We start from the raw sequence: 24,814 nt of genomic DNA on the forward strand, positions 1-24,814 counted from the left end.
CCACGCTATGGTGCATTTCCATGGCGAAAGCATGGGTCAATTCCGCTGAGCGGATCGGGGCCGACCTGCATCTGGAGCTGGCCGAAGCGGGTGGGCGGCGGGCCGCGCTCATCGGGGCGTTGCGCGAGGCCGTACGTGCGGGGCGGCTCGCTCCCGGCACCCGGCTGCCGCCGTATCGCTCGCTCGCGGCCGACCTGGGTGTCGCCCGCAACACGGTGGCCGACGCGTACGCGGAGCTCGTCGCGGAGGGCTGGCTGACCGCCCGGCAGGGCTCGGGCACCCGGGTGGCGGACCGTGCCGAGCCTCTGCACCATGCCGAGCGGGCGCCCCGAAAAACGTCTCCACGCGCGCGTGGCCCCCGCCACGATCTGCGCCAGGGCACCCCGGACGCCTCCGCGTTCCCGCGCGCGGCCTGGCTGGCGTCCTACCGGCGGGCCCTGCAGCAGGCGCCCAACGAGGTGTTCGGCCCCGGCGATCCCGCCGGCCGGATCGAGCTCAGGGAGGCGCTCACGGAGTATCTGGCACGCGCGCGTGGTGTACGCACCGAGCCGGACCGGATCGTGATCTGCTCGGGTTTCGCGCACGGCCTGCGGCTGCTCTTCGGCGGCCGGGACCCGGTCCTGGCCGGACCGCTGGCCGTGGAGGCGTACGGGCTGCCGTTCCACCGGGAGCTGCTGGCCGCCGTGGGCGTGCGGACCGTACCGCTCCTCTTGGACGAACAGGGCGCACGTGTCGACCGGTTGACGCGGGAGCGGGCCGTTCTGCTCACGCCCGCGCACCAGTTCCCGACCGGTGGGCCACTGCATGCGGAGCGTCGGGCCGCGGTGGTGGACTGGGCACGCGCGCGTGGAGGGGTGGTCCTGGAGGACGACTACGACGGGGAGTTCCGTTACGACCGCAGGCCCGTCGGGGCGGTCCAGGGACTCGACCCCGAGCGCTTGATCCTCCTCGGCTCGGTCAGCAAGAGCCTGTCCCCGGCCGTCCGGCTCGGCTGGATGGTGCTGCCCGGCCGGTACGTCGACGGTGTGCTCGCGGCCAAGGGTGAGCGCGAGGCGTGGGCGAGCGTCCTCGACCAGCTGAGCCTTGCGGACTTCATCGTCTCCGGCTCGTACGACCGTCATGTGCGGCGCATGCGGCAGCGGTACCGGAGCCGCCGTGACCGCCTCGTCGCGGCGCTCGCCGAGCATGCACCGCACATCGAGGTCACCGGGGTCGCGGCGGGCCTCCACGCGGTTCTGCGGCTGCCGCCCGGCACTGAACGGTCCGCCGTCAAGGCTGCCGGGTGGCAGGGCGTCGCCCTGGACGGACTGGCCGAATTCCGTCACCCGGCGACGGAGATGACGGCCCAGGACGGCCTGGTCGTGGGCTACGCGACGCCTTCCGAGCATGCGTACGGGGCGGCGTTGGAGGCACTGTGCACGGTGCTGCCGCCGCGCCCCTGACCCAGTACCCCCCATTTGCCGACGGTGTCGGTCCCACCATTAATTGATGATCCATCAGTTCACAGTCAAGCAGTTCTCGATCAGAAGGGAAGGCTGAGCAAGTGTCCGAGCAGGCCTCGGACCATCACGTCAGGACAGCAGGAAGTCCGCCTCCCCCGCCTTGGCTCCCTCGATGAACGCAGTCATCTCGTCGGTGGTGTAGATCAGCGCCGGCCCGTCCGGGTCGGTGGACTGGCGGACGGCGATCCGGCCGTCGGCCAGCTTCATCGCCTCCAGGCAGTTGCCGCCGTTGCCGCCGCTCCACGGCTTCAGCCAGCCCTCGCTGCCCAGCTCCCGCGCGGGCATGCCGTTGTAGACGTGTTTGCGCGGCTTGATGCGATCCATTCACAGCTCCTTGCGGAGATCCTCGAGGATCTCCTTCGTGCGATGTGCCGTAGCGGCCTGTGCCGCCATGCGGTCCATGACCTCGAGGTGGGTCGCCACCTCGGCACGCGCGTCGAGATAGACGGCGCCGGTCAGGTACTCGCTGTAGACCATGTCCGGCAGTTCTGACATGGCAAATCGGAACAGCACGAAAGGCCCGTACGTACCGGGGTGCGGCCCGCCCGCGAAGGGCGCGACCTGCACGGTCACGTTGGGCAGCTTCGTGGCCTCGAGCAGTCGGTCGATCTGGGCACGCATCACCTCCGGGCCGCCGACCGGGCGGCGCAGCGCGGTCTCGTCCATGACGGCCCAGAAGCGCGGCGCGTCCTGACGGGTGAGCAGCTCCTGGCGTTTCATGCGCAGGGCGACATGGCGTTCGATGTCCTCGGGGCTGGTCTGGCCGATCGCGCCCGACCGCAGGACGCCGCGCACGTACTCCTCGGTCTGCAACAGGCCGGGGACGAAGTGGGGGTCGTATGAGCGGATGAGGCTCGCGGCGCCCTCGAGGCTGACGTACATGGAGAACCAGCCGGGCAGGATGTCGTGGAACCGCTGCCACCAGCCGGGTCTGTTGGCCTCCTCGGCCAGCCGCACGAAGACCTCGGCCTCCTCCTCGCAGACGCCGTAGGACTTCAGGAGCAGCTGGAGGTACGGGATTTTGAGGGCGACCTCGGCCATCTCCATGCGGCGGACGGTGGTGGGGGCGACACGGAGGATGCGGGCGGCCTCCTCACGCTTGAGGCCGGCGTGCTCCCGCAGGTCCAACAGACGGCGACCGAGGACGACTTGACCGACCGTCGGTGCGGACCGCGGTTCGCTCACCCTCCACCTCCCGTGGCCGCTGAGAGTCCAAAAAGCATGCTGACAGCCATACGGCGCCATTCGAAGACCTATTCGAAGATCTGTACGGTTTCGTACGGGTCTCCGTCGATCCCAACTGGCGCCGCGTGAGGTGCTGTTGCGAGCAGTGTGCCACGGCCTTCCACACCGTCACAGGCACTCTGCAATTTTCAGAGTGACACTTGCCAAGTGTTCACGCCGGGGCGATAGTGGCAAGCGTGATTCCGTCCGCGCCCTTAGGAACAGACGCCGCCGAAGGCCACCCCCACAGCCTCGGTGCACGCCACGAGGGGGCCGCCGCCGAGCGCCGGTTCCGCTTCGAGCTGGCCGCGCACCCGGCTTCTCCCGCGCAGGCCAGACGCCTGACGAGGGCCCGGCTGAACGTCTGGTCGGTGTGCGAGGACACCTGCGACACCGCGGCTCTGGTCATCTCCGAGCTGGTCACCAACGCGCTGGTGCACACGGCGAGCAGCCACATCGTCTGCGAGCTGCACGACGGCGACGAGCTGGTGCGCATAGCCGTGGGTGACGAGGGCTGCTCCCCGGGTGCGCCCCGTGCGTCGCGGGCGCGGCCCGAGGAGGAGCACGGGAGGGGGCTGCTCCTCATCGACGCGCTGTGCGACGCATGGGGCGCCCATGAGCACGGTCCGGGGCTGCTGGTCTGGGCGGAGCTGCCGCGCAAGGCCGACACGCCCCGCCACGACTGCGGGCCCTGCAACGACCTGGGGTGGGGAGCCCGCCCCAAACCGGGCCCGGCCGGCGGTTCGGGCGACGAGGACGAGGCGACCGCACCCCACGGTGGGGACGCACACCACGGGCAGCACGGGACGGGGGCCGCATGGCGGTGAGCGCTGCCTCCGGCGGCCGGGTGCTCAGCCTGGACACGCTGGTCCGCCTCGGGCGCGGAGTGCGCACGCCGAGCACGCCCCGGCGGCTGCCCGTGCCGGACGGCATGACGGCCCCGATGGGCTGCGACGCGGTGGAGGTGCCCGCCCGCTTCGGCCCGCTGGTGCTGTCCCGGCTGCCGCGCGTGGGGTGCGTCTACGCCGACGCCGCGCACTGGTGGTGGCTCGTCCCGTCCGACTCCGACTACGCCCTGGAGTGGCCGACGCCCGCGCAGTACGCCGCCGGGGCGCTAGTTCCGGACGCCCCGGCGGTCCCCGACCTCATCCACCGGCCGAGCGGCACACTCCCCTACACCCCGCCGATCCCGCTGTACCTGGCGCTGTGCCGGGTGACGGGGACGACGCCGACGTGGTCCCGGCCGGCGGTCGCATGACCCTCGTGGTTGCGTAAACATCGCTTCCTTGCAGGGCGTACGCCCGCGCGCTCGTCCCGCTGCGACACACGCTCTCCCCCGAAGGACCCGGTCCCGCGATAGTGGCCGTTCGTCGACGTGGATCGGGGGAGGCCGACGGTGGCGGAATCACAGGGCTCGGGTGGGCGCGGAAAGACACGGGGCGCGGGCGGGCGGGAGAACAGGCGTGACGGGGGCACGCCCGAGGTCTCCGAGTCGGAGCAGCTGCTCTTCGGCGGGCCGTTGCGCTACGACCTGGGCTGGAACCAGCACCGTGACGCGTTCCTCGAACTGAACTTCCGGGCCATGGTGACGCGCCTGCCGGCCCTGCTGGGATCCAGTTTCCGGCTCGCCTGGCAGGCCGACCGGCGGGCGGCACGGATCGTGCTGGCGGCCGAGGCGGGCCGGGGCGCGGCACAGGCGGTGGGCCTGCTCGCCATGAACAGCGTGCTGGGGCGGCTGATCGGCGGTGGCGCGATCGGGGACCGGCTGCGCGACGCCGTGCCGGTGCTGGCCGCGATGGCCGCCGTGGCCCTGCTCGGAGCGCTGCTGCGGGGTGCGTCGACCTATGCGACCGGGCGCCTGGAACCCAAGGTGGAGCGGGTCGCGACCGAGCTGTATCTGGAGCGTGCGGCGGCCGTGGAGCTGGCGGCGATCGAGGACCACGCCTTCCACAAGCTGCTGGACACCGCGCAGTACGGCGCCGGCTCGGCGCGGCGGATGATCTCGTACTCCACGCGTGTGGTGAGCGCGCTGATCTCGTTGACCGCGGCGGCGGGCGTGCTGACCGTGCTGCACCCCGTGCTGCTTCCGCTGCTTGCGACGATGACGCTGCCGACCGCGTGGAGCGCGCTGACGAACGCCCGCCGGCGCTACGAGTCCTGGCACACCTGGGTGCAGCATGCCCGGGCCGGCTATCTGCTCAGCGGGCTGCTCACCGAACCGGCCGCGGCTCCCGAGATCCGGGTGCACGGGGTCGGTCCCTTCCTCCTGCGGCACTATCACGCCATGTCGGAGACGGCGGAGGCCGAGCAGGCGCGGCTGGCCCGCCTGGCGGCGCGCACCGGGCTGATCGCCGCGGCCTGGACGGGCCTGGCGAACGTGGCGACGTATGCGACGCTCGGCGGACTGCTGCTCGCCGGGGCGATGGCCTTGTCCGTGGCCGGTACGGCGGTGATCGCGATCCGCACGGGCTCGTCGAGCCTGGACAACCTGGTCGTGGCGGTCAACTCGCTCCATGAGGACGCCCTGTTCGTGGGCGATCTGCAGAAGCTGTACGTCGAGGCGGCCGAGCGGGCGATCCCGGTGGGCGGCGACCCGCTGCCCGAGGATCCGCGGGAGATCCGCTTCGAGAACGTCACGTTCAGCTACCCCGGCGAGTCCGCCCGCCCCGCCCTCGACGACGTCACGCTCACCCTCCCGCTGGGCCGGATCGTGGCGCTGGTCGGTGAGAACGGCTCCGGCAAGACCACCTTGATCAAGCTGCTCGCGGGCCTGTACAAGCCGGACGGCGGCCGGATCCTGTGGGACGGCGTCGACACGGCGACCGCGGACCGGCACCAGCTCGCCGAACGGGTCGCGATGGTGGCCCAGGACTTCAAGCGCTGGCCGTTCACGGCCCGCGTCAACGTGGCCATCGGCCGCTCCTCCGCGCCCCTGACCGAGGAGCGCATGACCACGTCGCTCGCCGAGGCCGGCGCGGAGGACGTGGTGGCCGATCTGCCGCGCGGCCTGGACACCCTGCTGGCCCGCCAGTTCAACGGCGGCCACGAGCTGTCCGGCGGCCAGTGGCAGCGGCTCGGCGTCGCACGGGCCGCCTACCGGCGCGGCCGGATCCTGGTCGTGGACGAGCCGACGGCGGCCCTGGACGCGCGGGCCGAGCTGGAGGTCTTCGAGAAGATCCGCGCGCTGGCCTCGGCCGGGCAGACCGTAGTCCTGATCACCCACCGGCTGGCGTCGGTGCGCCATGCGGACCTGGTGCACGTCCTCGACCAGGGCCGCCTCGCGGAGTCCGGCACCCCGGACGAGTTGCTGGCCAGCGGCGGTATCTACGCCGAGCTGTACTCGCTCCAGGCCGAGCAGTACACGGCGCCGGTGCCGAAGGCCGGCTGAGCCGGCGCCGATGCGGAGCGGTCACGCGACCGCGTCTGCGGCCGCCTCGCTGCGCACGACCACGAGAAACGTGTCCGTCGCAAGGTCCATGACGACTTCTGCGGCCAGCCCTTCCAGGCGCCGCGCATGCGCGAACTCCTCGGCCGGCCACGATCCCCGCGGCCCGCCCGCGGGAAAGCGTTCGAGCACTGTTCGCCCGTTCACCATCCTGCACCTCCAGAAAGCGTCGTACTTGTAGGAGTTAACGCCTTCCAGGGGCCGAACGCCTCGCTCAGTTGCCGGACTGAGACGTAGTTGACACTCGTTCACCGCGGAGCGTGAGGATCCGGTCACTTAGTGAAGATCCCGGCCACATATCGACTACTTTCTGCTTCATTCCTCGTACTCGTGGTGACACCCACCCCGCCGGCGGGATCCATGGGGTTCGGCGCAGGGGGCGGAGCTCAGCGACCGGTGCTCTGCGTTATGCCCTGGGCGAGTTGGCCGACGACATGGAAGACGCCCTGGCCGAAGGTGGTCGGGGCGATCAGCACGCCGAAGGCGAGGGCGAGAAAGACGGTCAGCCATGCGTCGGAACGGCTGCGGGCCAGAGGCTTGCGCCGTGCTCGCACGAAGATGACGACAGCGAGCAGCACCCCCACATCGATCGTGAGCTCCACCGGCCGGTCTCCCCTCAGACGAATGCCGCCGTACGTTCCGGCCTTCCTGTGTAGCGTGAAACCACTTGGCGCGACCGCACGGTCACCGTCGGTTGGCGGCAAAGCGCTTCTCCTAGGCCGGTTTCCCGGTCTTGTAATCCTGGATCCGGCGGCCGTGGCCGCGGTCGAGCAGTGCGGGCATCCGCTCCCCCAACTCCCGTACCACCGCCGGGACATCGAGGGTGAGAAGCTCCCGGTCCCGCATCAGCACCCGTCCGTCGACGATCGTCGTCGTTACGTCGCAGGAGCGGGCGCTGTGCACGAGGGTGGCGGCGAGGTCGTGGACGGGCTGGGTGTGCGGGCCGGTGAGGTCGACGAGGACGAGGTCCGCGCGGCGGCCGGGGGCGAGGGCACCGAGGGTGCCGCCGAGGCCGACGGCCCGGGCGCTCTGGAGGGTTGCGTGGTGCAGGGCTTGACGGGACGTCAGCCAGCGCGGGTCGCCGGTGGTCTGCTTCTGGATCAGGGCGGTGAGCGCCATCGACTCCCACACGTCGAGGGAGTTGTTGGAGGCCGCACCGTCCGTGGCGAGTCCGACGGGGACGCCGATGTCGTTGAGGGCGCGGATCGGAGTGGTGGTGGGCCAGGCGAACCTGAGGTAGCCGCGGGGCGCGGTGGCGACGGCCACCCGGCCGGTGGCGCCTTCGAGAACGGCCAGGTCGCGCTCGACGATGCCGGTGCCGTGGGCGATCAGCACATCGGTGTCGAGGAGGCCGGTGCGCCGAAGGACCTCGATCGGGGTGACGCCGTGGCGGTCGAGGCTGACGTCGGTCTGGTCGCGGTTCTCGGCGGCGTGCAGGTGGACGGGCAGGCCGTGGGTGCGGGCGAGTTCGGCGGTGGCGGTGAGGTCGGCGTCGTCGACGGTGTACGGCGCGTGCGGGGCGAGGGCGGTGGTGATGCGGCCCCCGGCGCCACCCCGGTGCCGTAGCGCGAACTCCAGTGACCTCTCCCGGCCTCGGGGTCCCTGGGAGGAGAAGTACGCCTCCCCCAGGTGGGCCCGGATCCCGCACTCCTCGACCACGGCGGCGACCGCGTCCATGGCGAAGTAGTGGTCGGCGAAGCAGGTGACGCCGCCGCGGATCATCTCGGCGCAGGCGAGCCGCGCCCCCAACTCCACATCTCTTCCGGTGAGGTTGGACTCGACGGGCCAGACGACGTCGTTGAACCACTCCTCGATGGGCAGGTCCTCGGCGACGCCGCGCAGCGCGACCATCGGCGCGTGCGTGTGGCAGTTGATCAGGCCGGGCATCGCGACCTGGCCGCGTCCGTCGATGCGCTCGGCCGCGGCGAGGTGCCGTACCGCGGAGGCGCCGTCACCGACTCGACGCCCCCGTCCCGTACGACGACGGCGGCGTCCTCCTCGAACCCGATCCCTTCCTGCTCGTCGTGTACGAGGACGGTGCACCCGGTGATGACGAGGTCGGCGGGAGAGTCGGTCATCCCGCCGACGTACGGCGTGGTCGTCGGGTGGCGTGAGCCGAACCGCGCATGCTGTCCCGCCCGGTCGCGGAAACGGCCGGTCTCGGGGACCCTGTCCTCACCACAGCTCGCCGCACGGCTTCTGGAAGGGGCCCGGCATGCTCCTCGGCACCTGGAACCTGGAGAACCTGTACCGGCCCGGCAGCCCCTTCGGGCCCAAGGACAAGGCCGCCTACGAGACGAAACTCGCCTCCCTCGCCGCCGTGATCACGGAGCTCGACCCGGCACTGCTCGGCGTGCAGGAGGTCGGCGAGCCCGAGGCGCTGGACGACCTGGTCGGCATGCTGGACGGCGACTGGCATGTCGCGCTGTCGGGGCAGCCGGACGGCCGGGGCATCCGGGTCGGTTTCCTCAGCCGTACGGAGGTGGAGGTGGTGGCCGACACGAACGCGTTCCCGGCGAAGCTGCGGCCCGTGCAGGAGGACGACTCCGGTGCGCAGGTGTCGGCGGCGGGGCGCGGCTTCCTGGCGGTCGAGGTCGCGACGGACACCGGCCCGCTGCGGGTGGCCGTGGCCCACCTCAAGTCGAAGCTGCTGACCTATCCGGGAAACCGTTTCTTCCCCCATGACGAGGGCGAACGGGCCCGCTACGGCGCCTACGCCCTCTACCGGCGGGCCGCCGAGGCGACGGCCCTGCGCGCGCTGGCCGACACCCTGCTGGCCGGAGACGGACGCGAACGGGACATCGCCGTACTGGGCGACATGAACGACGAGGTCCAGGCCGCGACCACGCAGGTCCTGCTCGGCCCGCCCGGCTCCGAGATCGGCACACCTGGCTATGACCAGCCCGACCAGGGCGACGCGGAACGGCTGTGGGACGTGGCCCCGCTGATCCCCGCCGAGCAGCGCTACTCCCGTGTCAACTCCGGGCGCCGCGAGCTGATCGACCACATCCTGGTCAGCCACCGCCTGGTCCGGCGGGTGACGGCGGCGGGGACGGGCCTGCCGGGTGACGGGACGCTGCGGCTGCCGTCGGTGGGGCCGGATCCGGCGGACCGGCGGGGGAAGCCGGGGTCGGACCATGCGCCGGTGTGGGTGCGGGTCGGGCAGTGATCCGCTCGGCGGGGCGGGCCGGAGTGGCACGCCCCGCGACTGGGCTTGCTAGCGGTCCAGATGGGCGACGAGCAGGTTCGGGTCCTGCTGGGTGAAGTACGCGGCGCTGTTGACGTAGAGCGTGCAGCCGCGCACGGCCACGGAGGTCGGGTTGGACAGCCCGTCCGCCTGCGTGAGGACGACGGAGTGGGTGCCGTCCGGGCGTACCTCGACGAGCTCGCTGACGCCGATCAGGGCGGCGAGAACGGTGTCGTCGTGCGGTCCGGGGAAGGTGAAGTCGTCGACGTTGGTGAGCCCGGTCGCCCGGGTCTCGACCGCACCCGCGGAGCCGTTCGGCCGTACGGGAATGCGCAGCAGCGTGCCCCGGTCGCTGTTGGACACCCATACGGCTCCGCCGTGGACCTTGACACCGTTCGCACCGAAACCGGCGCCCGTGACCGGGACCGGGTCGAGGGCGGTGTCCTTGGCCCACACGGTCGGCGTGCCGCCGGCGCGCGGGACCCGCCACACGATGCCCTGCGCCGAGTCGGCCGCGTAGAGCACGCCGTGGCGCTCGTCGAGGGCGAGTCCGTTGGGCAGTGCGGTCGTCGGCAGTTGCGCGATCTGCCGGGGCGCGCTGCCGTCGGGGGCGATGCGCCAGATGCCGGTCTTGTCGGTGCCGGTGGCGTAGTCGACGTAGAGCGTGCCGTCGTGGGCGCGGGCGATGCCGAAGACGGTCGCGGCCTTCAGTACGGGGGTGTTCGGGTTCGGCTCCTCGGGCAGGGTCGCGCGGATCGACGCGTTCCCGTCCCGGGTGACGTGGGCGACCTGCCGGGCGGAGGCGAAGGTCAGATCGGCGGAGCCGTCGGGCTCGACGGCGATGTTCTCCGGCGTCTGCCCCGCGGCGAGGTCGAAGTGGGCGACGACGCGGGGCTGGGACACGGTCAGTTCGTCCGCGGACGCGGGAGCGGTCGCGAGCACCGCCAGCGCGACGGCGGCCGTGGTGGTACCGACCAGGTGCGGGAGTCTGGGCATGAACCTCTGCTTGGACATGAACCTCTCCTGGGAATGGGGCGCGAAGGCACCAGTGTGCGACGCGGGACGGGAACTGTCGTACGAATTTCCTTGCGTCGCCCGGGAGTTCACCCCGCGGTCAGACGGCGAGGGGCAGCTCGGGCAGCCGTAGCCCCGTCCGCTCGCGTCCCTTCTCGAACTGCCCGACCAGCTCGGCCAGTTGCCTCCGCTGGTGGGCGGACAGACGTCCCGAGTCGTCGAGCTGAACGGCGCAGGCGGTGGTCGTGTCGACGAGCCGTTCGAGGATGGCGACGACGTCGTCCGCACCCTCCGAGTGCCGGGCGAGCGCGGGGAGTTCGGCGGCGGCGAGGGCGATGGCGGTGTGGGCTTCGGCGAGCGTGCGGTAGGCCTCGCGGCGGAGGGTCCAGCGGGTGGCGCGGGAGTCTGGGCCGGCCATCGGGTCGCGGGCCTCATCAAGGACATGGGCGAGGTAGGCGTGCGCGGCGCCGCCTGCCGCGACGAGCCGGGCCCGCACCGTCCCGCCCCGCTGCCCAGGCATCGGCAGATGCCCGACGAGGAGGACGATCGCGCAGGCCAGCAGGGTCTCACCGATCCGGCTGACGGAGGCCTGCGGCTCTCCGCCGACCATCACCAGGGCGAGCACGAGCACGGTGACGACGGCGGTCTGCGCGGCGAAGTGCCGGGTGGCGACGGGGATGAGGGCCCCGCTGACGGCCACGAGTGCGATGAGTCCCTCGGGCCGGGGCAACAGGGCGGCGAACCCGGCGAAGACGACGGCCCCCAGGACGGTGCCCGCCGCACGGTTCAGCACCCTGGACGCGAGCGGCCCGAGGTCGGGCTTGACGAGGAAGACGGCGGTGGCCGGCAGCCAGTACCAGTGCGCGTGCTGCCCGTACCAACGGGTGTGGTGCAAGGCCTGGGCCACGGCGGCACTGGCCCCGAAGCACAGTGCGACGCGCAGACCGTACTCCCGCCCGCCGGCCCCGAAGGCCGTACGGAAGAGGGCCATCGCCGTGCGCCTGCGGGTGTGCAGGTCGGCCCCTTCCCCCTGGTCGAAGGCGTCGGCGGCATGCAGCAGTGCGTCGTCGAGGGCGCGCAGGGCGGGCGCAGAACGGTGGGGTGCGGGCAGCGGCCCGGTGTGCGTGTTCTCCCGTACGGCGGCCGCGAGCCGTCGGGGGCCTTCGGATGCCCGCCCGGCCACGGCGTCCCCGGCCCAGGCGAGCGCGGTCGCGGCCTCGGCGAGGGGGAGGGCGGCGGCGTACTGCGCGTGCAGCCGCCGCTCGGCGGAGGAGGAGGCGTAACGCCGCAGCCGGGGGCCTGCGAGGGCGTCCTGCGCGTTGTCGAGGGCGGCGGTGAGCGCCACGCGCCGGGCATTGGCGTGCTCGGTCCCGACGGCATCGAGGAGCTCGGCGACGGCGTCGTACACCGCGGCCACGGCGTCCCGCTCCCCGTCCAACCGGAAGTCACCGGCGGTGGCACCTGGCGTGGGGAGCAGCAGCCGCAGGGCGAGCAGCCACCCGGCGCCGGCGAGAAAGGCGAGGGCCCGCAGCCATCCCGCCTCCGGGACGGGCATCCCGGCCCCGACGGCGGAGGCGACGAGCAACTGAGTACCGGCCCCGGAGGCGACGGGGCCGACGGCGCTCATGCCTCCGGCCAGCAGGCCGATACCGGTGAGGAGGAGGGTGAGCACGACCGCTCCGACATGCGCCCCGGCATACGTCCCGACGAGCAGCCCCCCTGCCCCGGCGAGCGCGGGCACCCCGAGCCGCCTGACGGACGTACGGCGGCTGCCCGGTCGGTCGTTGATCCCGGCGAGCATGGCGGCGATGGCGGCGACGACACCGAGGGAGGTCCGGTCGAGGAGGACGGAGGCGAGGAGGAGGGGCCCGGCGGCGAGGGCGCCCCGTACGACGGCGCTCCAGGGGATGGGGCCGCGCTGGGCACGAAGGGTGTGGGCGAGCCAGGGCGGGAGAGTGAGGGGGCGACGATCACCGGTGCGGGCGGTGGGGCGGGACACGGGGCTGGGCTCCTGTCGTCTCGGCGAGGGCGGGGGTGGGCCTTCGGGCGACGGCGGCCGAATCACGGGGTGTGGTCCCCACCGTAGATCGCGACGTTGGAGCGAACGCGACGATTGTGTTTCCGGGATGTGACGGTCGGCCGGGGAGGCGTGTTCTTTATGAACGCAATTCCCGGACAACGTAAGCGGACCCGGGGGCGTAGCCTGCCCCCGGGCCCTGTGATGCCGCCCATATTCACACGCCGGCACGCTTGAGGGTTCCGGTCAGTCTTATGTCGTCGCGTCCTGCCTTTGGACCACCGCACATCGAGCTGTGCGGACTGGACTTGAACCAGCATTTCGACGCGCTGAGGCCAGAACCCGGTCGATCCGGCGATCGACGGCGAATGCTGAGTCTGGAGCGAGAGTCTGAGTTTGATCGCGGTCTGCCTCTGCCGATTGGGCTACCGCGGCACGGGGATTCCCGGAATTGCTCCTGATGCCGCGGGGAGGACTCGAACCTCCACTGGAACCGCTCAGTCACGACAAGCTTCAGCTTCAGCTTGCGCTCTTCGCGCACCCCGGCCGCAAAGGACCGGGGAGTCTCAAAGGCTACCCGAACACGTAGCCGAACACGGCGTCACCGACCCGCTGGTCGACTACATCCGTGCCGTTCGCCTCCTCACGCGCGAACTTCACGGCCTGCTGCAACTTCTCGACACGGTCGAGGAGTTCGTTGACGCGGCGGGCGGGAAGAGCACCGGAGAACTTCACGGTGGTCCAGTACCCGACGGGAATGTCCTCGTAGTAGACCTCGACCTGAGCGGGATGCTTCTCGGTCGCCTCGGCCTTGACGTGGTTGCGCGGCACCTTCTTGGTCCGCAGAGTCCGCACCGGCTCCGTCTTCCAGGCATCCGTGGAAGGGTCCTGCACCCACGACTCGGAGGCGTCGAGAACGGGCAGCTTCCGCACGAAGGTGTTGAGATCGACGAGCTGCTTCTCGAGGAAAAGGAGATAGGAGACGGGAACGTCCGCCACAAGCACCCGACCGTCCACCTTCACATCGGCACGGGCGGCGCAGTTGGCCCAGTCCTTGGTGGCGGTCACGTCGAACAGCCGGGTCAGGGTCGTCGCGGTTTCCCGCAACACGTCCTCGGCCTGCACCTGCACGCGCGTCGACTCGGGCGGCAACTGCTCGCCCTCCTCGTCCTTCGGCTGATAGGTACGCGAGATACCGGCCAGCAAAGCGGGCTTCTGCAGCCCGTGGTGAGCGGCCGTCAGGTCCTGGTGCGCCTTGGACTTGATGCCCTTCTCCACTGCGATGATCTGATTGAGTTTCGCCACGTCTTGGACATTAGCAGCGACAACTGCGGGGAATCGAAGGATTATTCAGAGGCTGAAGGGCCTGAAGCGTCGGCCGCGGCTGCGAACAGCGTCTCCGCCTCGACGACGCTCCGGAGCAGGGCCTCGGGATCCGGCCGCAGCCTCCCGAGGATGGCGTCGGTCTCTCGAAGGCCGGCCCTGTCCAACAGCCTCTTCTCGTTCGTCACCCACTCCCCCCGCGCCGCCAGCACCGCGTGCCCGGTCTGCACGGCGGCCGTGGCGACGGTTCCGGCGACCTCGGTAAGGCGGCCGTGCGGGACGTGGTTGGCCTTCGCATAGGCCAGCGTGGAACGGGCGGTGCCCCGCCAGCGCTCGGCGGCGGAGACACGCAGCTTCTCCGGGTAGACGTCCGGCCGGGGCATCTGCCCCCGAAGGACCCGGTTGACCGCCAGTTCGGCGACGACCAGGTAGCTCGGGATCCCGGCGAGATGGAACATCAACGGCTCCACCCGGAACCGCCCCTCCTCCGCCTGGGCCAACTCGTGCTCGACGACGTCGAGATCGCGGTAGTGGACGTCGACGCGCCGCCCCTCGATCGTCAGCCAGGCACCGCCGTTGAAGACGCCACCGCCCCATCCCCCGACCTCGGAGACCTCACCGTCCCAGCCGAGAGCACGCAGGTCGGCGGGGTCGAAAAGCCCGCGGTAGTAGACGGCCAGGTCCCAGTCGCTGTCCGGCCGGTGTGTGCCCTGCGCGCGGGAACCGCCGAGGGCGACGGCCTGGACGGTGGGGAGGGTGGCGAGGCGGTCGGCGACGGTGTCGAGGAACCCCTGGTCGTCTCTGGTCATCTCAGCCATGCCGGCCAGCCTGCCTCTCAGGAGACTGTCGGTGCCATGCATTATCAATGCGAGTACGACGACCGCCAGTCGAGGGGAAACAGCGTGCAGACCGAAGACGGACGAGTACTGGCACAGTTGGAGCAGGCTCTCCAGCCCTCCGGTCCCATCCCGCCGGGTGACAGCTGGGCCGCGGCCCCGGATCTGCTGCTGCACCTCGTGGAGCAGATCCGGTCACGGCGGCCCGCGCTCATCGTCGAACTGGGCAGCGGCACCTCCACGTTGTGGCTTGCGACGGCTCTGCGCACCTTCGGCATACCGGGCCGTGTGGTGAGCCTGGAACACGATCCCGGCTATCGCGAACAGACCGCGCAGGGGCTCGGCCGGCTGGGGCTCGGTGACTTCGCCGAGGTGCGGCTCGCTCCGCTGGAGCAGTTCACCATCCAGGGCGAGACCTGGCCCTGGTACGCCGCATCGGCCTGGCGCGACCTGAGGGATTGCGGCCTGCTGTTCGTGGACGGCCCACCCGGATGGTCCGCGCCGCTCGCCCGCTACCCGGCCGTCCCCCTCCTCGCCGACGCCCTCGTCCCCGGGGCCGTGGTCTTCCTGGACGACCACGATCGCGCCGACGAGCAGGCCATAGTCACCCGCTGGCTCCAGCAGTACCCCACCTGGTCCCTCGAAAGCCTCGCGCACCGGAAGGGAACGGCGGTGCTGCACGTTCCGGACACGGAAGCGGGTTGAGTCACGCGACGAGCTCAGGAAAAAGGATTGGAACGAGGCGTCGCCCCGCTGCTACTTTCCTGTCGGACCGTGAAGTCGTCGTATGGAGGTGAGCCCCCGTGAACACAGTTACCCGTGGGTGCTCCCTCAACCCGTCACGGTCCGGCGGCTGACGTTCGGTGTCGCCAGGAGCGCCTGAGATCGAGGCACTCCTGGAGGGAGACTCCGATGAACACAAAGCCTTTCACCTCCGGCCCGAGCGAGAACGCGGTGATGATCACGCGCGTCGCGGACCGGCAATGGCATGCACTGGATGACGACCTGGTGGTCGGCCGCGGTCATGCGCAGCACCGGCCCGACGGACGCCTGTTCGTCAGCATCGACGCCTGGCACGACGCCACCTTCGACCGGCTCGCCGAGGCGATGCTGGCCCAACTGCCGGCGCCCCTGTACACGGTGGTCGACGAAGCCGACGCCGAGCTGACGGCCGGCTGGCGACGGGCCGGCTTCGCGGTTCGGCGCCGCGAGTGGGAGTACTCCGTGCCGACCGACCCCCGGGTCACCGGGCTCGACGACGTCCTGCCGCCTCCGGGCGTCACGGTCGTGTCCGCCGGTCAGGCGGACGAGGGTCTGCTGCGAGCGGTGGACCGCGCGATCCGTGACGAAGTCGAGGCGAGTGTCGGGTGGCAGTCGATGCCCGCGGAGGTGATTCCGCGCGCCGCAGGCGACACCATCGTCGACCCGGCGAAGTACGCGGTGGCCGCGGCGCCGGAGGGCTACCTGGGTCTGATCCGGGTGGTGACGGCGATCCGGCCGCGCATCGGTCTGGTCGCGGTCCGGGCCGGCGAGCAGCGCCGCGGCATCGCACGGGCGCTGCTCGCCCACGCCCTGGGGACACTGCACCGCTCCGGGTTCACCGCGGCCTGGACCGAAGTACAGGAGTCCAACCAGGCTGCCTCGGCGCTGTTCGAGGGCATCGGCGCCCGGCCGATGAGCAGCAATCTGGAGCTGGTGCGATGACGAGGAACAAGAACGTCATCGAAGTCGAGGGCAAGGTCGTCGAGTGCCTGCGCAGCGCCATGTTCACCGTTCAGCTCGAGAACGGCCACCAGGTGCTCGCGCACATCAGCGGGAAGATCCGCAAGAACTACATCAAGATCATGCTGGAGGACCGGGTGCTGGTCGAACTCCCACCGTACGACCTGACCCGCGGCCGGATCGTGTTCCGGTACCGGAACTGACGGCGGTCGGCACCCTCGTCGGCAGCTGATCCAGGGCCCCGGTCACGGCGTTTGCGTGGCCGGGGCCCGAAGACGGATCGCAGGGCGGCGCGCCCCCACCCGAGAAAATCGGATGCGCGCCGGGTGGGCGGGCCGGACCATCGGTGAGTTGCCTGTTGCCCGCCCAGCGACTTGGCGCATGTCCTCGTCACCGATGTGTACGTGGTCAGCGGTGACACCGCGGTGCTGTCCGCCGTCTGGGACGTCGTCGAGGCGTCCGGGCTCGGTGTCGGGCCGCACTCATCGACGTTGATCGGCGTGGCGTGTCCGGGGTACTCGGGGCAGCTGGTGGAGATTACAGCCACCGCTGTAGTTGCCGAGGTAGCCCGAGTCTCGTAAGGGGTCGCATGTTGATCGAGCACCGCGGGCGGCGCCCCGTCGTCCCGGACTCCGCGTATGTCGCTCCGACTGCCGTCCTGTGCGGTGCCGTGACCCTCGGCGAGCGCGCACGGGTGCTGCACGGTGCCGTACTCACCGCCGAGGACGGGGAGGTCCGCGTCGGCTCCGACGTCGTCGTCATGGAGAACGCGCTGGTGCGTGGGCGGGCCGGGCACCCCGCCTTCATCGGTGACGCCGTGCTCGTCGGACCGCACGCCCATGTCAACGGCGCGACCATCGAGGACGAGGTGTTCGTCGCCACCGGGGCCGCCGTCTTTCCGGGGGCGGTCGCGGGCGCCGGCTCCGAGTTGCGGATCAACAGCGTGCTGCACGTCAACTCCGTGCTGCCGCCCGGCACCGTGGTACCCATCGGCTGGATCGCGGCCGGGGCGCCCACGGCTCGGCTCTTCGCGCCCGGTGAGCACGACGAACTATGGTCCGTGCAGCAGGAGTTGGACTTTCCCGGCACGGTCTACCGCGTCCCGCGCGGCACCTCCATGCGGGACGTCATGGCGCGCCAGGTCGACTACTACGGCGCCCATCAGCACGACCACGCCCTCGACGACTGAGCCGACAGAGACGAAAGCGACGACGGACAGGATCCGCACTTGCCTTCCGAACCCCTTGCCATAACCCTCCGTCGAGCCGCCTCGGCCCCCGATGCCGCCGCCGCGGCCGACGTCTGGCTGGCCTCCTTCGCCGCAGCCCTGCCCACGGTCGTCAGTCCCCGATCCGCCGACGAGGTGCACGGCTACTTCCGGGACGTCGTCGTACCGCTGCGCGAGACCTGGGTCGCAGACGCCGGAGCCGACGACGGCATCATCGGTGTGATGGTGCTGCACGACGACGAGCTCTCCCAGCTCTATCTCGCCCCCGACTGGCGCGGGCGCGGCATCGGCGACCGTTTCGTCGCACTCGCCAAGGAGCGCAGCCCCCGCGGGCTCAGCCTGTGGACCTTCCAGGTCAACAAGCCGGCCCACCGGTTCTACGAGCGGCACGGCTTCGTCGCGTTCGAGTACACGGACGGCAGTGGGAACGAAGAGCAGGAGCCGGACGTGCAGTATGTGTGGCGCCCCTGAACTGCCGTGCCGCACAGGCGACAGCTACGGTTCAGGACCTCCCGGGCCCGTGGTCCCGGTACGCCCAGGCGGCAGCCTGGGCGGCGAGCCCGACGACGTCCACCTCACCGGCGTCGCCGTCGAGGTACCGGTACTCGACCGCCGTGAGGATCACGACCCGTTCCCGCAGGCCCAGGTGGTCATGGAAGCCGGAGGCGAGGATGTCGGCCGCGGCCTCGGCCACGGAGACGCCGGCCGCATGATGGGCGTGGACGAGGGCTTCCAGCTCCCGCAGGTAGGTCACGTGGTCACGGACGTCCTCGACGCTCATCACCGGCCCGTGTCCGGGAATGACCACCTCGGGGTCCAGGGCCAGGATCGTCTCGCAGGCACCGGCCACCCGGGCGAGCGGGCCGTCCCAGTGGACGGGGTGGTCGTCGGCGAACAGGACGTCCCCCGCGCACACGACCCGCTGCCGGGGCAGGTGGACTATGAGGTCACCGGCCGAGTGCGCCGGGCCCACCTCGATCAGTTCGGCCTCGATGTCCCCGACCGTCAGGGCATACCGGCCCGAGAAGGTGGTGGTGGGCGGGACGGACTCGACGCCCTCGTACTCGTAGCGGCCGAAGTGTTCGCGCGCGTACCAGCCCAGCGGCTGGTCGGCCGGGGTCTGGTGGGTGAGGAAGTGCATCTGCTGCGGGGAGGGTTCGCGGCAGAGGTGCTCGGCGCTGGCCTTCGTGGCGATGATCTCGGCGCCGGGGAAGCAGCCGTTGCCGAAGGTGTGGTCGCCGTTGACATGGGTGTTGACGATGGTCCGCACGGCGGCGGCGCCCGCGGGCAGCACCGGGCGGGCCGCCGCGAGCAGGGCCTCGGTCATCGGCCGGTCGTAGGGGGTGTCGACCAGGGCCGCCTGTTCACCGGAGGTGATGAGCAGGCAGTTCGCGAAGCCCCAGGTGCCCGCGTGGCCCGGGGACCACAGATGGAGTCCGTCGGCGACCGGGGGGAGTCGGTCAGGGAGGTTCATGGCGCTCATTGTCGGGGACGGTGATCAGGAGCCGAGTGGGCGGGTGGACCCCCACAGCCTCCTCTTCGGTACCGGGCTCGCATAACTCCCCGCCCGGCTCGTCGTCAGCCCCATCGCCACCAGGGACTCCGCCAGTCTGACGGCCGCCCCCACCCCGTCGACCACGGGCAGCCCGAGCTTCTCCCCCACGGCCCGCTGCAGTCCCGTCATCCCGGCGCACCCGAGCACCAGGACCTCGGCTCCGGCCTCCCGCGCCCGTTCGGCTGCCGAAAGGAAGGCGGCCTCCGTGCGGTCGGCGTCGCCCAGGTCGAGCACCCCGAGTCCCGTCCCGACGACGGCGGCGCAGTTGCGCCCGACACCCGCCAGTTCAAGGCTGTCCTCGATCTGGCCGCAGGACCGCTCCAGGGTCGTCACGACCCCGTACCGCCGCCCGAGCAGACACGCCAGATGGGCCGCGGCCTCCGTGATGTCGACGACCGGTACGTCGACCAACTCCCGTACGCCTTCCCGCCCGTGCTCCCCGAAGCCGGCCATCACGACGGCGTCGTACGCGGGCCCCTGGTATGTCCGCAGCAGATCGATGACGGCCGCGGCCGACAGATAGCTGTCGAGCCAGCCCTCCGCCGACTCCGGTCCCCACTCGGGGGTCAGACCGAGCACGGTGGTGCCCGGGCCTGCGGCGGCCCGGGCTCCTCGTACGATCTCCTCGGTCATCTCCTGCGTGGTGTTGCAGTTGGTGACGACGATTCGCACGCTCGTCAGACCTCCAGGGCAGTCGGCTCGGGGACGGGGGCACGCTCGGACCGGCAGATCACCAGGTACAGGCCGGCTCCCAGCGCGGTGCCGATGAACCAGGAGTACGGGGCCACATCGCTGAAGGTCTTCACCAGCGCGAGCACCGCCGCGACCGCCGCCGACGGCAGGAACGCGGCCAGCGCCTTGGGGTTGACGCCCTTGCGGTAGTAGTAGCGGGAGCCGGGTCGGGCGTCGAAGAGCTCGTTCACGTCGACACGGCCGCGCTTGACCAGGTAGTAGTCGACCATGATCACACCGAACAGCGGGCCGAGGAAGGCGCCGAGGCCACCGAGGAAGTAGTTGACGACCGTGGGGTTGGAGAAGAGGTTCCACGGGGTCACGACCAGGGCCGCCACCGTGCTGATCATGCCGCCGATCCTGAAGGTGATCTTCTGCGGCCAGACGTTGGCCAGGTCGTACGCCGGTGAGACGAAGTTGGCGACGATGTTGACGCCCATGGTGGCGACGGCAAAGGTGAACGCGGCCACAACCAGCACCCAGGTGTTGCCGACCTTCGCCACCAGCTCCGCGGGGTCCGTGATCGCGTGGCCGAACACCTTCAGCGAGCCGGCCGTGACGATCACCGACACGACCACGAAGGCCGTCGAGTTGATGGGCAGGCCCCAGAAGTTGCCGCGGCGCACAGTGCGGTGGTCCGGCGCGAAGCGGGAGAAGTCGCAGAAGTTGAGCATCAGCGTGCCGTAGGTGGCGAGGATCAGGCCGATCGCGCCGAACCACTGCCGCCACTGCTCGCCGGTCGAGACCGGGTGCGGGGTGGAGGTGAGCGAGATGCTCCAGTCGGCCTTCGACAGGACCCAGATCGCCAGCGCGATCATCACCAGCCAGATCGCCGGGCCGCAGAAGTCCTGGAACTTCCGCACGGACTCCATGCCCCGGCTGATGATCAGCGCCTGGATCAGCCAGAGCGACAGGAACGACACCCAACCGAGCGCGTCGAGGCCCAGGAAGGAGTGCTCGGTCCAGGACTTCAGGCCGGGCCAGGCGGCCAGCAGCATCACGTTGACGGCGACGGAGGCGAGGTAGGTCTGGATGCCGTACCACATGATGGCGATCACGGCCCGGATGAGGGCCGGGATGTTGGCGCCCCAGACACCGAAGCTGATGCGGCTCACGACCGGGAAGGGCACCCCGTGACGCTGGCCGATCCTGCCCATCCAGTTCATGCCGACGTAGATCAGCACGAAGCCGACGAGCAGGGAGGTGAAGACCTGCCACACGTTCATGCCGAGGACCAGCAGGCCGGCGGCGAAGGTGTAGTTGCCGAGGTTGTGGACGTCGGACATCCACATGGCGAAGAGGTCGAAGACCTTCCAGTTGCGCTTCTCGGCGGGCGCGAGGTCTTCGTTGGTGAGCCGGGGATCGGGGACGAACGCTGGTGCGCCGGTGGCTTCGGCGCGGTCGGCGAGGGACACGGGGCCTCCAGGGGACGGGGGCGGAGGGTGGAGACGGCAGCCGTTTGGTATACCAAACTGCGGACATGGTCCCGCCGTCAAGCATTCCGACCGATGTCGTCATTGTTAACGCTCGGTAAAACACCCCCGGTGTCGGAGAAGATGGCTCCATGAGCTCCACGACGACGAAGATCGAACCCCTGGGCGCGGTCCGCGAGCGGGTCCTGGCAAGCCTGCGGCAGGAGATCATCGCGGGCAGTCTGCGCCCCGGTGACCGGCTGGTCGAGCGGGAGCTGGCCGATCGCCTCGGGGTCTCCCGGGTGCCGGTCCGCGAGGCGATCCGCGCACTGGTCGCCGAGGGGTTCGTCCACTTCGAGACGCCGCGCCGCACGGTCGTACGCCGTCTCGCCCCGCACGACGTCCAGGAACTCTTCGAACTGCGCGAGGCCCTGGAGGTCTACGCCGCCGGGCTCGCCGCGGCACGCGCGACACCGGAGGACCTGGCCCAGGTCCAGGAGCTGCTGGACCTCGCGGCCACCGCGACCGAGGCGGGGGACGCGGAAGTGATCACGGACGTCAACAGCCGGCTGCACGACCGCATCGTGGCCATGGCCGGCAACAGCCTGCTGACCGAAGCCCTGGAACCGGTCGCCGGCCGCCTGCGGTGGATGACCCGGCGGAACGAGGAGTGGCCCCAACTCCTGGTGGAACACCGCGAGTTGTACGAGGCGATCGCCTCCGGCGACCCGGCCCGCGCCCGCGCGCACGCCCTCGCCCATGTGCGGACCAACTACCGGTCGACGGTGCGGCATCTGTTCGGGGACACCGAGGACACGGGCGAACTCGCCTAGCCTGTCGTTTGGATCAGGTCGGCTGTAAGGAACGGCTTTCCCGGCTGTCCCGACCGGGGCTGGTTCGTACGGCTGCAAGGCGGAGGAGCCGTGTCGATCATCCGCTGCCGCGGCGGGCGACGCGGAAAGTCGGCGGCTGCCGACAACGCCGCCGAGGGCCCCCACGCCTTCGAGGCCGTGGGGGAAGTGTGTGCCGGCCCCCGGCGACGCCGGGCTGATCCGCCGTGCAGGTCCTAGCGGCGGGCGTACTTGTCCGTGGCCGCCACCAGGGCGTCCGCGACTCCCCGTGCCCCGGCATCGTGTCCGACCTCGTCGACGACGATCAGCTCGCAGCCGGGCCAGGCGTGGTGGAGGCGCCAGACGGTGCCGAGGAGGTTGCCGAGGTCGAGACTGCCCTGGACGAGGGTGCCGGGAACCTCCTTGAGCAGAGGCGCGTCCCGCAGGACCACGCCTTCGTCGTTGCCCTCGCCCAGGAAGCAGTCGTTGCCCCAGTAGTGCGTGACCGTGCGGGCGAAGCCCATGCGGAACTGGGGGTCCTCGAAACGCCGGACCGAGCGCGGCGGCGCGGGAATGATCGCCGTCTCCCAGTCGGTCCAGGCGCGCGCCGCCCGCTCCCGCACAGCGAGGTCGGGGGAGTCGAGGAGACGGTTGTACGCGGCGGCGAGGTTGCCGTCCCGGTCGCCTGCGGGCAGCTCGGCCAGGAACCGCTCGTACGCTTCCGGGAAGATCCTTCCCAGGCCCCGGGTCAGCAGCGCGTGTTCCGCGTCGGCGCCGGTGGCGACGAGGGTCAGGACCAGCTCGGACACCACCGCGGAATGCGTCTGTGCGTACCGCAGCCCGAGCACCGAACCCCACGAACCGCCCCACACCAGCCACCGCTCGATCCCCAGGTGAGCACGGAGCAGCTCCAGGTCGGCGATGAGATGAGCCGTCGTGTTGACGCTCATGTCGGTGTCGTACGCGCTCGCAGGCGGCGTGGACCGCCCACAGCCGCGCTGGTCGAGCAGCACGATCCGGTACGCGTCCGGATCGAAGTAGCGCCGGAAGAACGGGACGCAGCCCGACCCCGGCCCGCCGTGCAGCACCACCGCGGGCTTGCCCCGGGGGTTTCCGCAGGCCTCCCAGTACACGCGGTTGCCGTCGCCGACGTCGAGCATTCCGTGGTCGTAGGGCTCGATCTCCGGGTAAAGGGGCATCCGGGCACCGTAACCTCGCCACGGCCGCCCCGTCGCCTCATTTTCCGGCGGTCCGGACGGGCAGACCCGCCGCCTCCCCCGCCGTACGCAGCACGTCCCGCAGCATCTCGGGGGTGAGCTTGCCGGTGAAGGTGTTGCGCTGACTGACGTGGAAGCAGCCGAAGAGGTCGAGGCCGTCGAGCGCCACGCGCGTGCCGTGGGCGAAGACGAGCCGTGGCCGGGGCACCGTCCAGCCCGCCGACGCGAAGGCCGGCAGCGCGGCCTGCCAGCCGAACGCGCCGAGCACGACGACCGCGCGCAGGGTCGGCCGCAGCAGCGTGAGCTCCTGGACCAGCCAGGGTCGGCAGGTGTCCCGCTCCCCCGGCGTGGGCTTGTTCTCCGGCGGGGCACAGTGCACGGGCGCGGTGACACGGACGCCGTGGAGCTCCAGGCCGTCGTCGGCGGTCACCGACGTGGGCTGCGATGCGAGGCCCACGTCGTACATCGCCCGGTACAGCACGTCCCCGGAGCGGTCGCCGGTGAACATGCGGCCGGTGCGGTTGCCACCATGGGCGGCGGGCGCGAGGCCGATGATCAGGAGCGAGGCGTCCGCGGGGCCGAAGCCGGGCACCGGGCGGGCCCAGTACGTCCAGTCCTGGAAGGCCGCGCGTTTCGTCCGCCCGACCTCCTCCCGCCACTCCACCAGCCGAGGGCACGCGGCGCATCCGGCCACACGGGTGTCGAGCTCGGCCAGGCTGTCCATGCCTCAACGGTAGGACCACCGGATGCGCGGGCGTCGAGCGGCGGGTCTGCCGATCACACCCCATGCTGGAGTCATGGACGTGCAACCCCCTGTGGTCGTGCTGGCGCCGGAGGCGGACGGCGGACGGCGCGTGACGATCCGCGGCGAGCGCGTCGGCACCGCCTACACCCTCTTCGACGTGCTGGACTTCCTGCACAGCGCGGGCCTGCCCGCCGAGGAGGACCGGGCCGTCGACGACCCCGAGCTGATCGAATGGCGTGGCGGCGGGCCGTACGTCTGGAGCAGCACGACATAGCCGCCGGCCGGTCCCGAAGGCCGCCTCCCCGGGGCGCCTGCCGGAGGCGGCGGGCGCACACTGGGGGCAGCGGGACATGCGCCATGAGCCGAACCTGGAGGTGGGCCATGAGCACCCTCGAAGAACACGTCGATGTCGGAGTTCCGATCGACCAGGCCTGGGACAGCCTCCACCGGGTGGAGAACTACTCACGCTTCGTGGAGGGAGTGCGCGACGCCCATGCGGAGCCGGAAGGGCGGGCGCATCTCGACGTCGAGGCCGGCGGCCGGGGCCGGGAGTTCGAGGCCGAGGTCTCCGACCGCCGCGGGGAACGCGTGATGGAGTGGCACACCATGGGAACCCCCGAGCTGACGGGTTCCTTCTCCCTGCGGCCGATCGACCGGCACCGCACCCGGGTCCAGGCACGCCTCGAGTACGACCCCGACGCGCTCAGGGCGGCCTTCGGCGGTCCGAGGGGATTCGCCCAGGCGAGCACGATCGAGCGGATCGTCCGCACCGATCTCCAGCACTTCAAGAAGTACGTCGAACGCAGACGGTGACACGCGGCTGCC

Annotated in this window: 26 protein-coding genes and 2 pseudogenes; 14 read left to right on the forward strand and 14 right to left on the reverse strand. The window is 71.0% G+C overall.

Annotation, left to right across the window (positions count from 1 at the left end; all coding sequences use genetic code 11):
• Positions 1–20: 20 nt before the first annotated feature.
• On the forward strand, positions 21–1,442 hold the full coding sequence (gene pdxR, locus LJ657_RS09975; protein WP_232648066.1) for a MocR-like pyridoxine biosynthesis transcription factor PdxR: 1,422 nt from the start codon (positions 21–23) through the stop codon (positions 1,440–1,442).
• A gap of 129 nt (positions 1,443–1,571) precedes the next feature.
• Here the strand turns inward: pdxR and LJ657_RS09980 are convergent, their stop codons facing one another.
• Complete coding sequence (locus tag LJ657_RS09980; protein ID WP_030933216.1) at positions 1,572–1,826, reverse strand: DUF397 domain-containing protein; 255 nt, start codon at positions 1,824–1,826, stop codon at positions 1,572–1,574.
• Complete coding sequence (locus LJ657_RS09985) at positions 1,827–2,687, reverse strand: Sco1979 family transcriptional regulator (RefSeq protein WP_232648067.1); 861 nt, start codon at positions 2,685–2,687, stop codon at positions 1,827–1,829.
• A gap of 227 nt (positions 2,688–2,914) precedes the next feature.
• Between LJ657_RS09985 and LJ657_RS09990 the strand changes: the two genes are divergently transcribed.
• From LJ657_RS09990 to LJ657_RS10000, 3 genes are all read left to right on the forward strand, one after another.
• Positions 2,915–3,553, forward strand: coding sequence for an ATP-binding protein (locus LJ657_RS09990; RefSeq protein WP_232648068.1), 639 nt, complete (start codon positions 2,915–2,917; stop codon positions 3,551–3,553).
• On the forward strand, positions 3,544–3,984 hold the full coding sequence (locus LJ657_RS09995) for a hypothetical protein (RefSeq protein ID WP_232648069.1): 441 nt from the start codon (positions 3,544–3,546) through the stop codon (positions 3,982–3,984). Before LJ657_RS09990 ends, LJ657_RS09995 begins: the two co-directional genes overlap by 10 nt.
• A 273-nt stretch (positions 3,985–4,257) precedes the next feature.
• Positions 4,258–6,114 (forward strand): ABC transporter ATP-binding protein, encoded by a 1,857-nt coding sequence (locus LJ657_RS10000; RefSeq protein WP_372487902.1) that lies wholly within the window; start codon positions 4,258–4,260, stop codon positions 6,112–6,114.
• 21 nt (positions 6,115–6,135) lie between these two features.
• On the opposite strand, the gene LJ657_RS10005 is transcribed toward LJ657_RS10000, so the two are convergent.
• From LJ657_RS10005 to LJ657_RS10015, 3 genes and pseudogenes are all read right to left on the reverse strand, one after another.
• Positions 6,136–6,321 (reverse strand): DUF8839 family protein, encoded by a 186-nt coding sequence (locus LJ657_RS10005; protein ID WP_232648070.1) that lies wholly within the window; start codon positions 6,319–6,321, stop codon positions 6,136–6,138.
• 236 nt (positions 6,322–6,557) lie between these two features.
• On the reverse strand, positions 6,558–6,773 hold the full coding sequence (locus LJ657_RS10010) for a hypothetical protein (RefSeq protein ID WP_232648071.1): 216 nt from the start codon (positions 6,771–6,773) through the stop codon (positions 6,558–6,560).
• Positions 6,774–6,885: 112 nt separating this feature from the next.
• Positions 6,886–8,249 (reverse strand): annotated as a pseudogene (locus LJ657_RS10015) (amidohydrolase).
• A 137-nt stretch (positions 8,250–8,386) separates the two neighbouring features.
• On the opposite strand from LJ657_RS10015, the gene LJ657_RS10020 reads away from it, so the two are divergent.
• A complete protein-coding gene (locus LJ657_RS10020; protein ID WP_232648072.1) occupies positions 8,387–9,340 on the forward strand; it encodes an endonuclease/exonuclease/phosphatase family protein in 954 nt (317 codons plus the stop codon).
• A 48-nt stretch (positions 9,341–9,388) separates the two neighbouring features.
• Here LJ657_RS10020 and LJ657_RS10025 read toward each other — a convergent pair whose 3' ends face one another.
• The 4 genes from LJ657_RS10025 to LJ657_RS10040 form a co-directional block, all read right to left on the reverse strand.
• On the reverse strand, positions 9,389–10,354 hold the full coding sequence (locus LJ657_RS10025) for an SMP-30/gluconolactonase/LRE family protein (protein ID WP_232648415.1): 966 nt from the start codon (positions 10,352–10,354) through the stop codon (positions 9,389–9,391).
• Positions 10,355–10,472: 118 nt separating this feature from the next.
• Positions 10,473–12,371 (reverse strand): FUSC family protein, encoded by a 1,899-nt coding sequence (locus LJ657_RS10030; RefSeq protein WP_232648073.1) that lies wholly within the window; start codon positions 12,369–12,371, stop codon positions 10,473–10,475.
• 591 nt (positions 12,372–12,962) lie between these two features.
• Positions 12,963–13,694 (reverse strand): DUF7873 family protein, encoded by a 732-nt coding sequence (locus LJ657_RS10035; protein WP_232648074.1) that lies wholly within the window; start codon positions 13,692–13,694, stop codon positions 12,963–12,965.
• A 41-nt stretch (positions 13,695–13,735) separates the two neighbouring features.
• Complete coding sequence (locus tag LJ657_RS10040) at positions 13,736–14,530, reverse strand: nucleotidyltransferase domain-containing protein (protein ID WP_372487884.1); 795 nt, start codon at positions 14,528–14,530, stop codon at positions 13,736–13,738.
• A gap of 84 nt (positions 14,531–14,614) precedes the next feature.
• On the opposite strand from LJ657_RS10040, the gene LJ657_RS10045 reads away from it, so the two are divergent.
• The 6 genes and pseudogenes from LJ657_RS10045 to LJ657_RS10070 all read left to right on the forward strand — a co-directional run bounded on the left by LJ657_RS10045 (position 14,615) and on the right by LJ657_RS10070 (position 17,969).
• Positions 14,615–15,253, forward strand: a complete 639-nt coding sequence (locus LJ657_RS10045) for a class I SAM-dependent methyltransferase (protein WP_232648075.1) — start codon at positions 14,615–14,617, stop codon at positions 15,251–15,253.
• 207 nt (positions 15,254–15,460) lie between these two features.
• A complete protein-coding gene (locus LJ657_RS10050; RefSeq protein WP_232648076.1) occupies positions 15,461–16,252 on the forward strand; it encodes a GNAT family N-acetyltransferase in 792 nt (263 codons plus the stop codon).
• Positions 16,249–16,473 (forward strand): translation initiation factor IF-1, encoded by a 225-nt coding sequence (gene infA, locus LJ657_RS10055; RefSeq protein ID WP_232648077.1) that lies wholly within the window; start codon positions 16,249–16,251, stop codon positions 16,471–16,473. The genes LJ657_RS10050 and infA overlap by 4 nt, the downstream gene beginning before the upstream one ends.
• 165 nt (positions 16,474–16,638) lie before the next feature.
• Positions 16,639–16,851 (forward strand): annotated as a pseudogene (locus LJ657_RS10060) (hypothetical protein); the annotation flags it as partial.
• An 8-nt stretch (positions 16,852–16,859) separates the two neighbouring features.
• Entirely contained in the window at positions 16,860–17,459 is a 600-nt protein-coding gene (locus tag LJ657_RS10065; protein ID WP_232648078.1) for a gamma carbonic anhydrase family protein, read from the forward strand.
• Positions 17,460–17,498: 39 nt separating this feature from the next.
• Positions 17,499–17,969, forward strand: a complete 471-nt coding sequence (locus tag LJ657_RS10070) for a GNAT family N-acetyltransferase (protein WP_232648079.1) — start codon at positions 17,499–17,501, stop codon at positions 17,967–17,969.
• A gap of 31 nt (positions 17,970–18,000) precedes the next feature.
• Here the strand turns inward: LJ657_RS10070 and LJ657_RS10075 are convergent, their stop codons facing one another.
• The 3 genes from LJ657_RS10075 to LJ657_RS10085 are packed head-to-tail and all read right to left on the reverse strand — an operon-like array spanning position 18,001 to position 21,200.
• A complete protein-coding gene (locus LJ657_RS10075; protein ID WP_232648080.1) occupies positions 18,001–18,972 on the reverse strand; it encodes an MBL fold metallo-hydrolase in 972 nt (323 codons plus the stop codon).
• A gap of 24 nt (positions 18,973–18,996) precedes the next feature.
• Positions 18,997–19,725, reverse strand: a complete 729-nt coding sequence (locus tag LJ657_RS10080) for an aspartate/glutamate racemase family protein (RefSeq protein WP_232648081.1) — start codon at positions 19,723–19,725, stop codon at positions 18,997–18,999.
• Between the two features lie 5 nt (positions 19,726–19,730).
• Positions 19,731–21,200, reverse strand: a complete 1,470-nt coding sequence (locus LJ657_RS10085; RefSeq protein ID WP_232648082.1) for an NCS1 family nucleobase:cation symporter-1 — start codon at positions 21,198–21,200, stop codon at positions 19,731–19,733.
• A gap of 149 nt (positions 21,201–21,349) precedes the next feature.
• On the opposite strand from LJ657_RS10085, the gene LJ657_RS10090 reads away from it, so the two are divergent.
• Positions 21,350–22,030, forward strand: a complete 681-nt coding sequence (locus LJ657_RS10090) for a GntR family transcriptional regulator (RefSeq protein ID WP_232648083.1) — start codon at positions 21,350–21,352, stop codon at positions 22,028–22,030.
• Between the two features lie 233 nt (positions 22,031–22,263).
• Here LJ657_RS10090 and pip read toward each other — a convergent pair whose 3' ends face one another.
• Both pip and LJ657_RS10100 read right to left on the reverse strand, forming a co-directional pair.
• Entirely contained in the window at positions 22,264–23,226 is a 963-nt protein-coding gene (pip, locus tag LJ657_RS10095; RefSeq protein WP_232648084.1) for a prolyl aminopeptidase, read from the reverse strand.
• 37 nt (positions 23,227–23,263) lie between these two features.
• Entirely contained in the window at positions 23,264–23,968 is a 705-nt protein-coding gene (locus LJ657_RS10100) for a uracil-DNA glycosylase (protein ID WP_232648085.1), read from the reverse strand.
• 73 nt (positions 23,969–24,041) lie between these two features.
• On the opposite strand from LJ657_RS10100, the gene LJ657_RS10105 reads away from it, so the two are divergent.
• Both LJ657_RS10105 and LJ657_RS10110 read left to right on the forward strand, forming a co-directional pair.
• Positions 24,042–24,263 carry a hypothetical protein gene (locus tag LJ657_RS10105; RefSeq protein ID WP_232648086.1) on the forward strand — a complete coding sequence of 74 codons (222 nt, stop codon included), beginning with the start codon at positions 24,042–24,044 and terminating at the stop codon, positions 24,261–24,263.
• A gap of 107 nt (positions 24,264–24,370) precedes the next feature.
• Positions 24,371–24,802 carry an SRPBCC family protein gene (locus LJ657_RS10110; protein WP_232648087.1) on the forward strand — a complete coding sequence of 144 codons (432 nt, stop codon included), beginning with the start codon at positions 24,371–24,373 and terminating at the stop codon, positions 24,800–24,802.
• The last annotated feature ends 12 nt before the right edge of the window (positions 24,803–24,814 follow it).

This window comes from Streptomyces guryensis (assembly GCF_021261325.1).
In the GTDB taxonomy this organism is placed as follows: domain Bacteria; phylum Actinomycetota; class Actinomycetes; order Streptomycetales; family Streptomycetaceae; genus Streptomyces; species Streptomyces guryensis.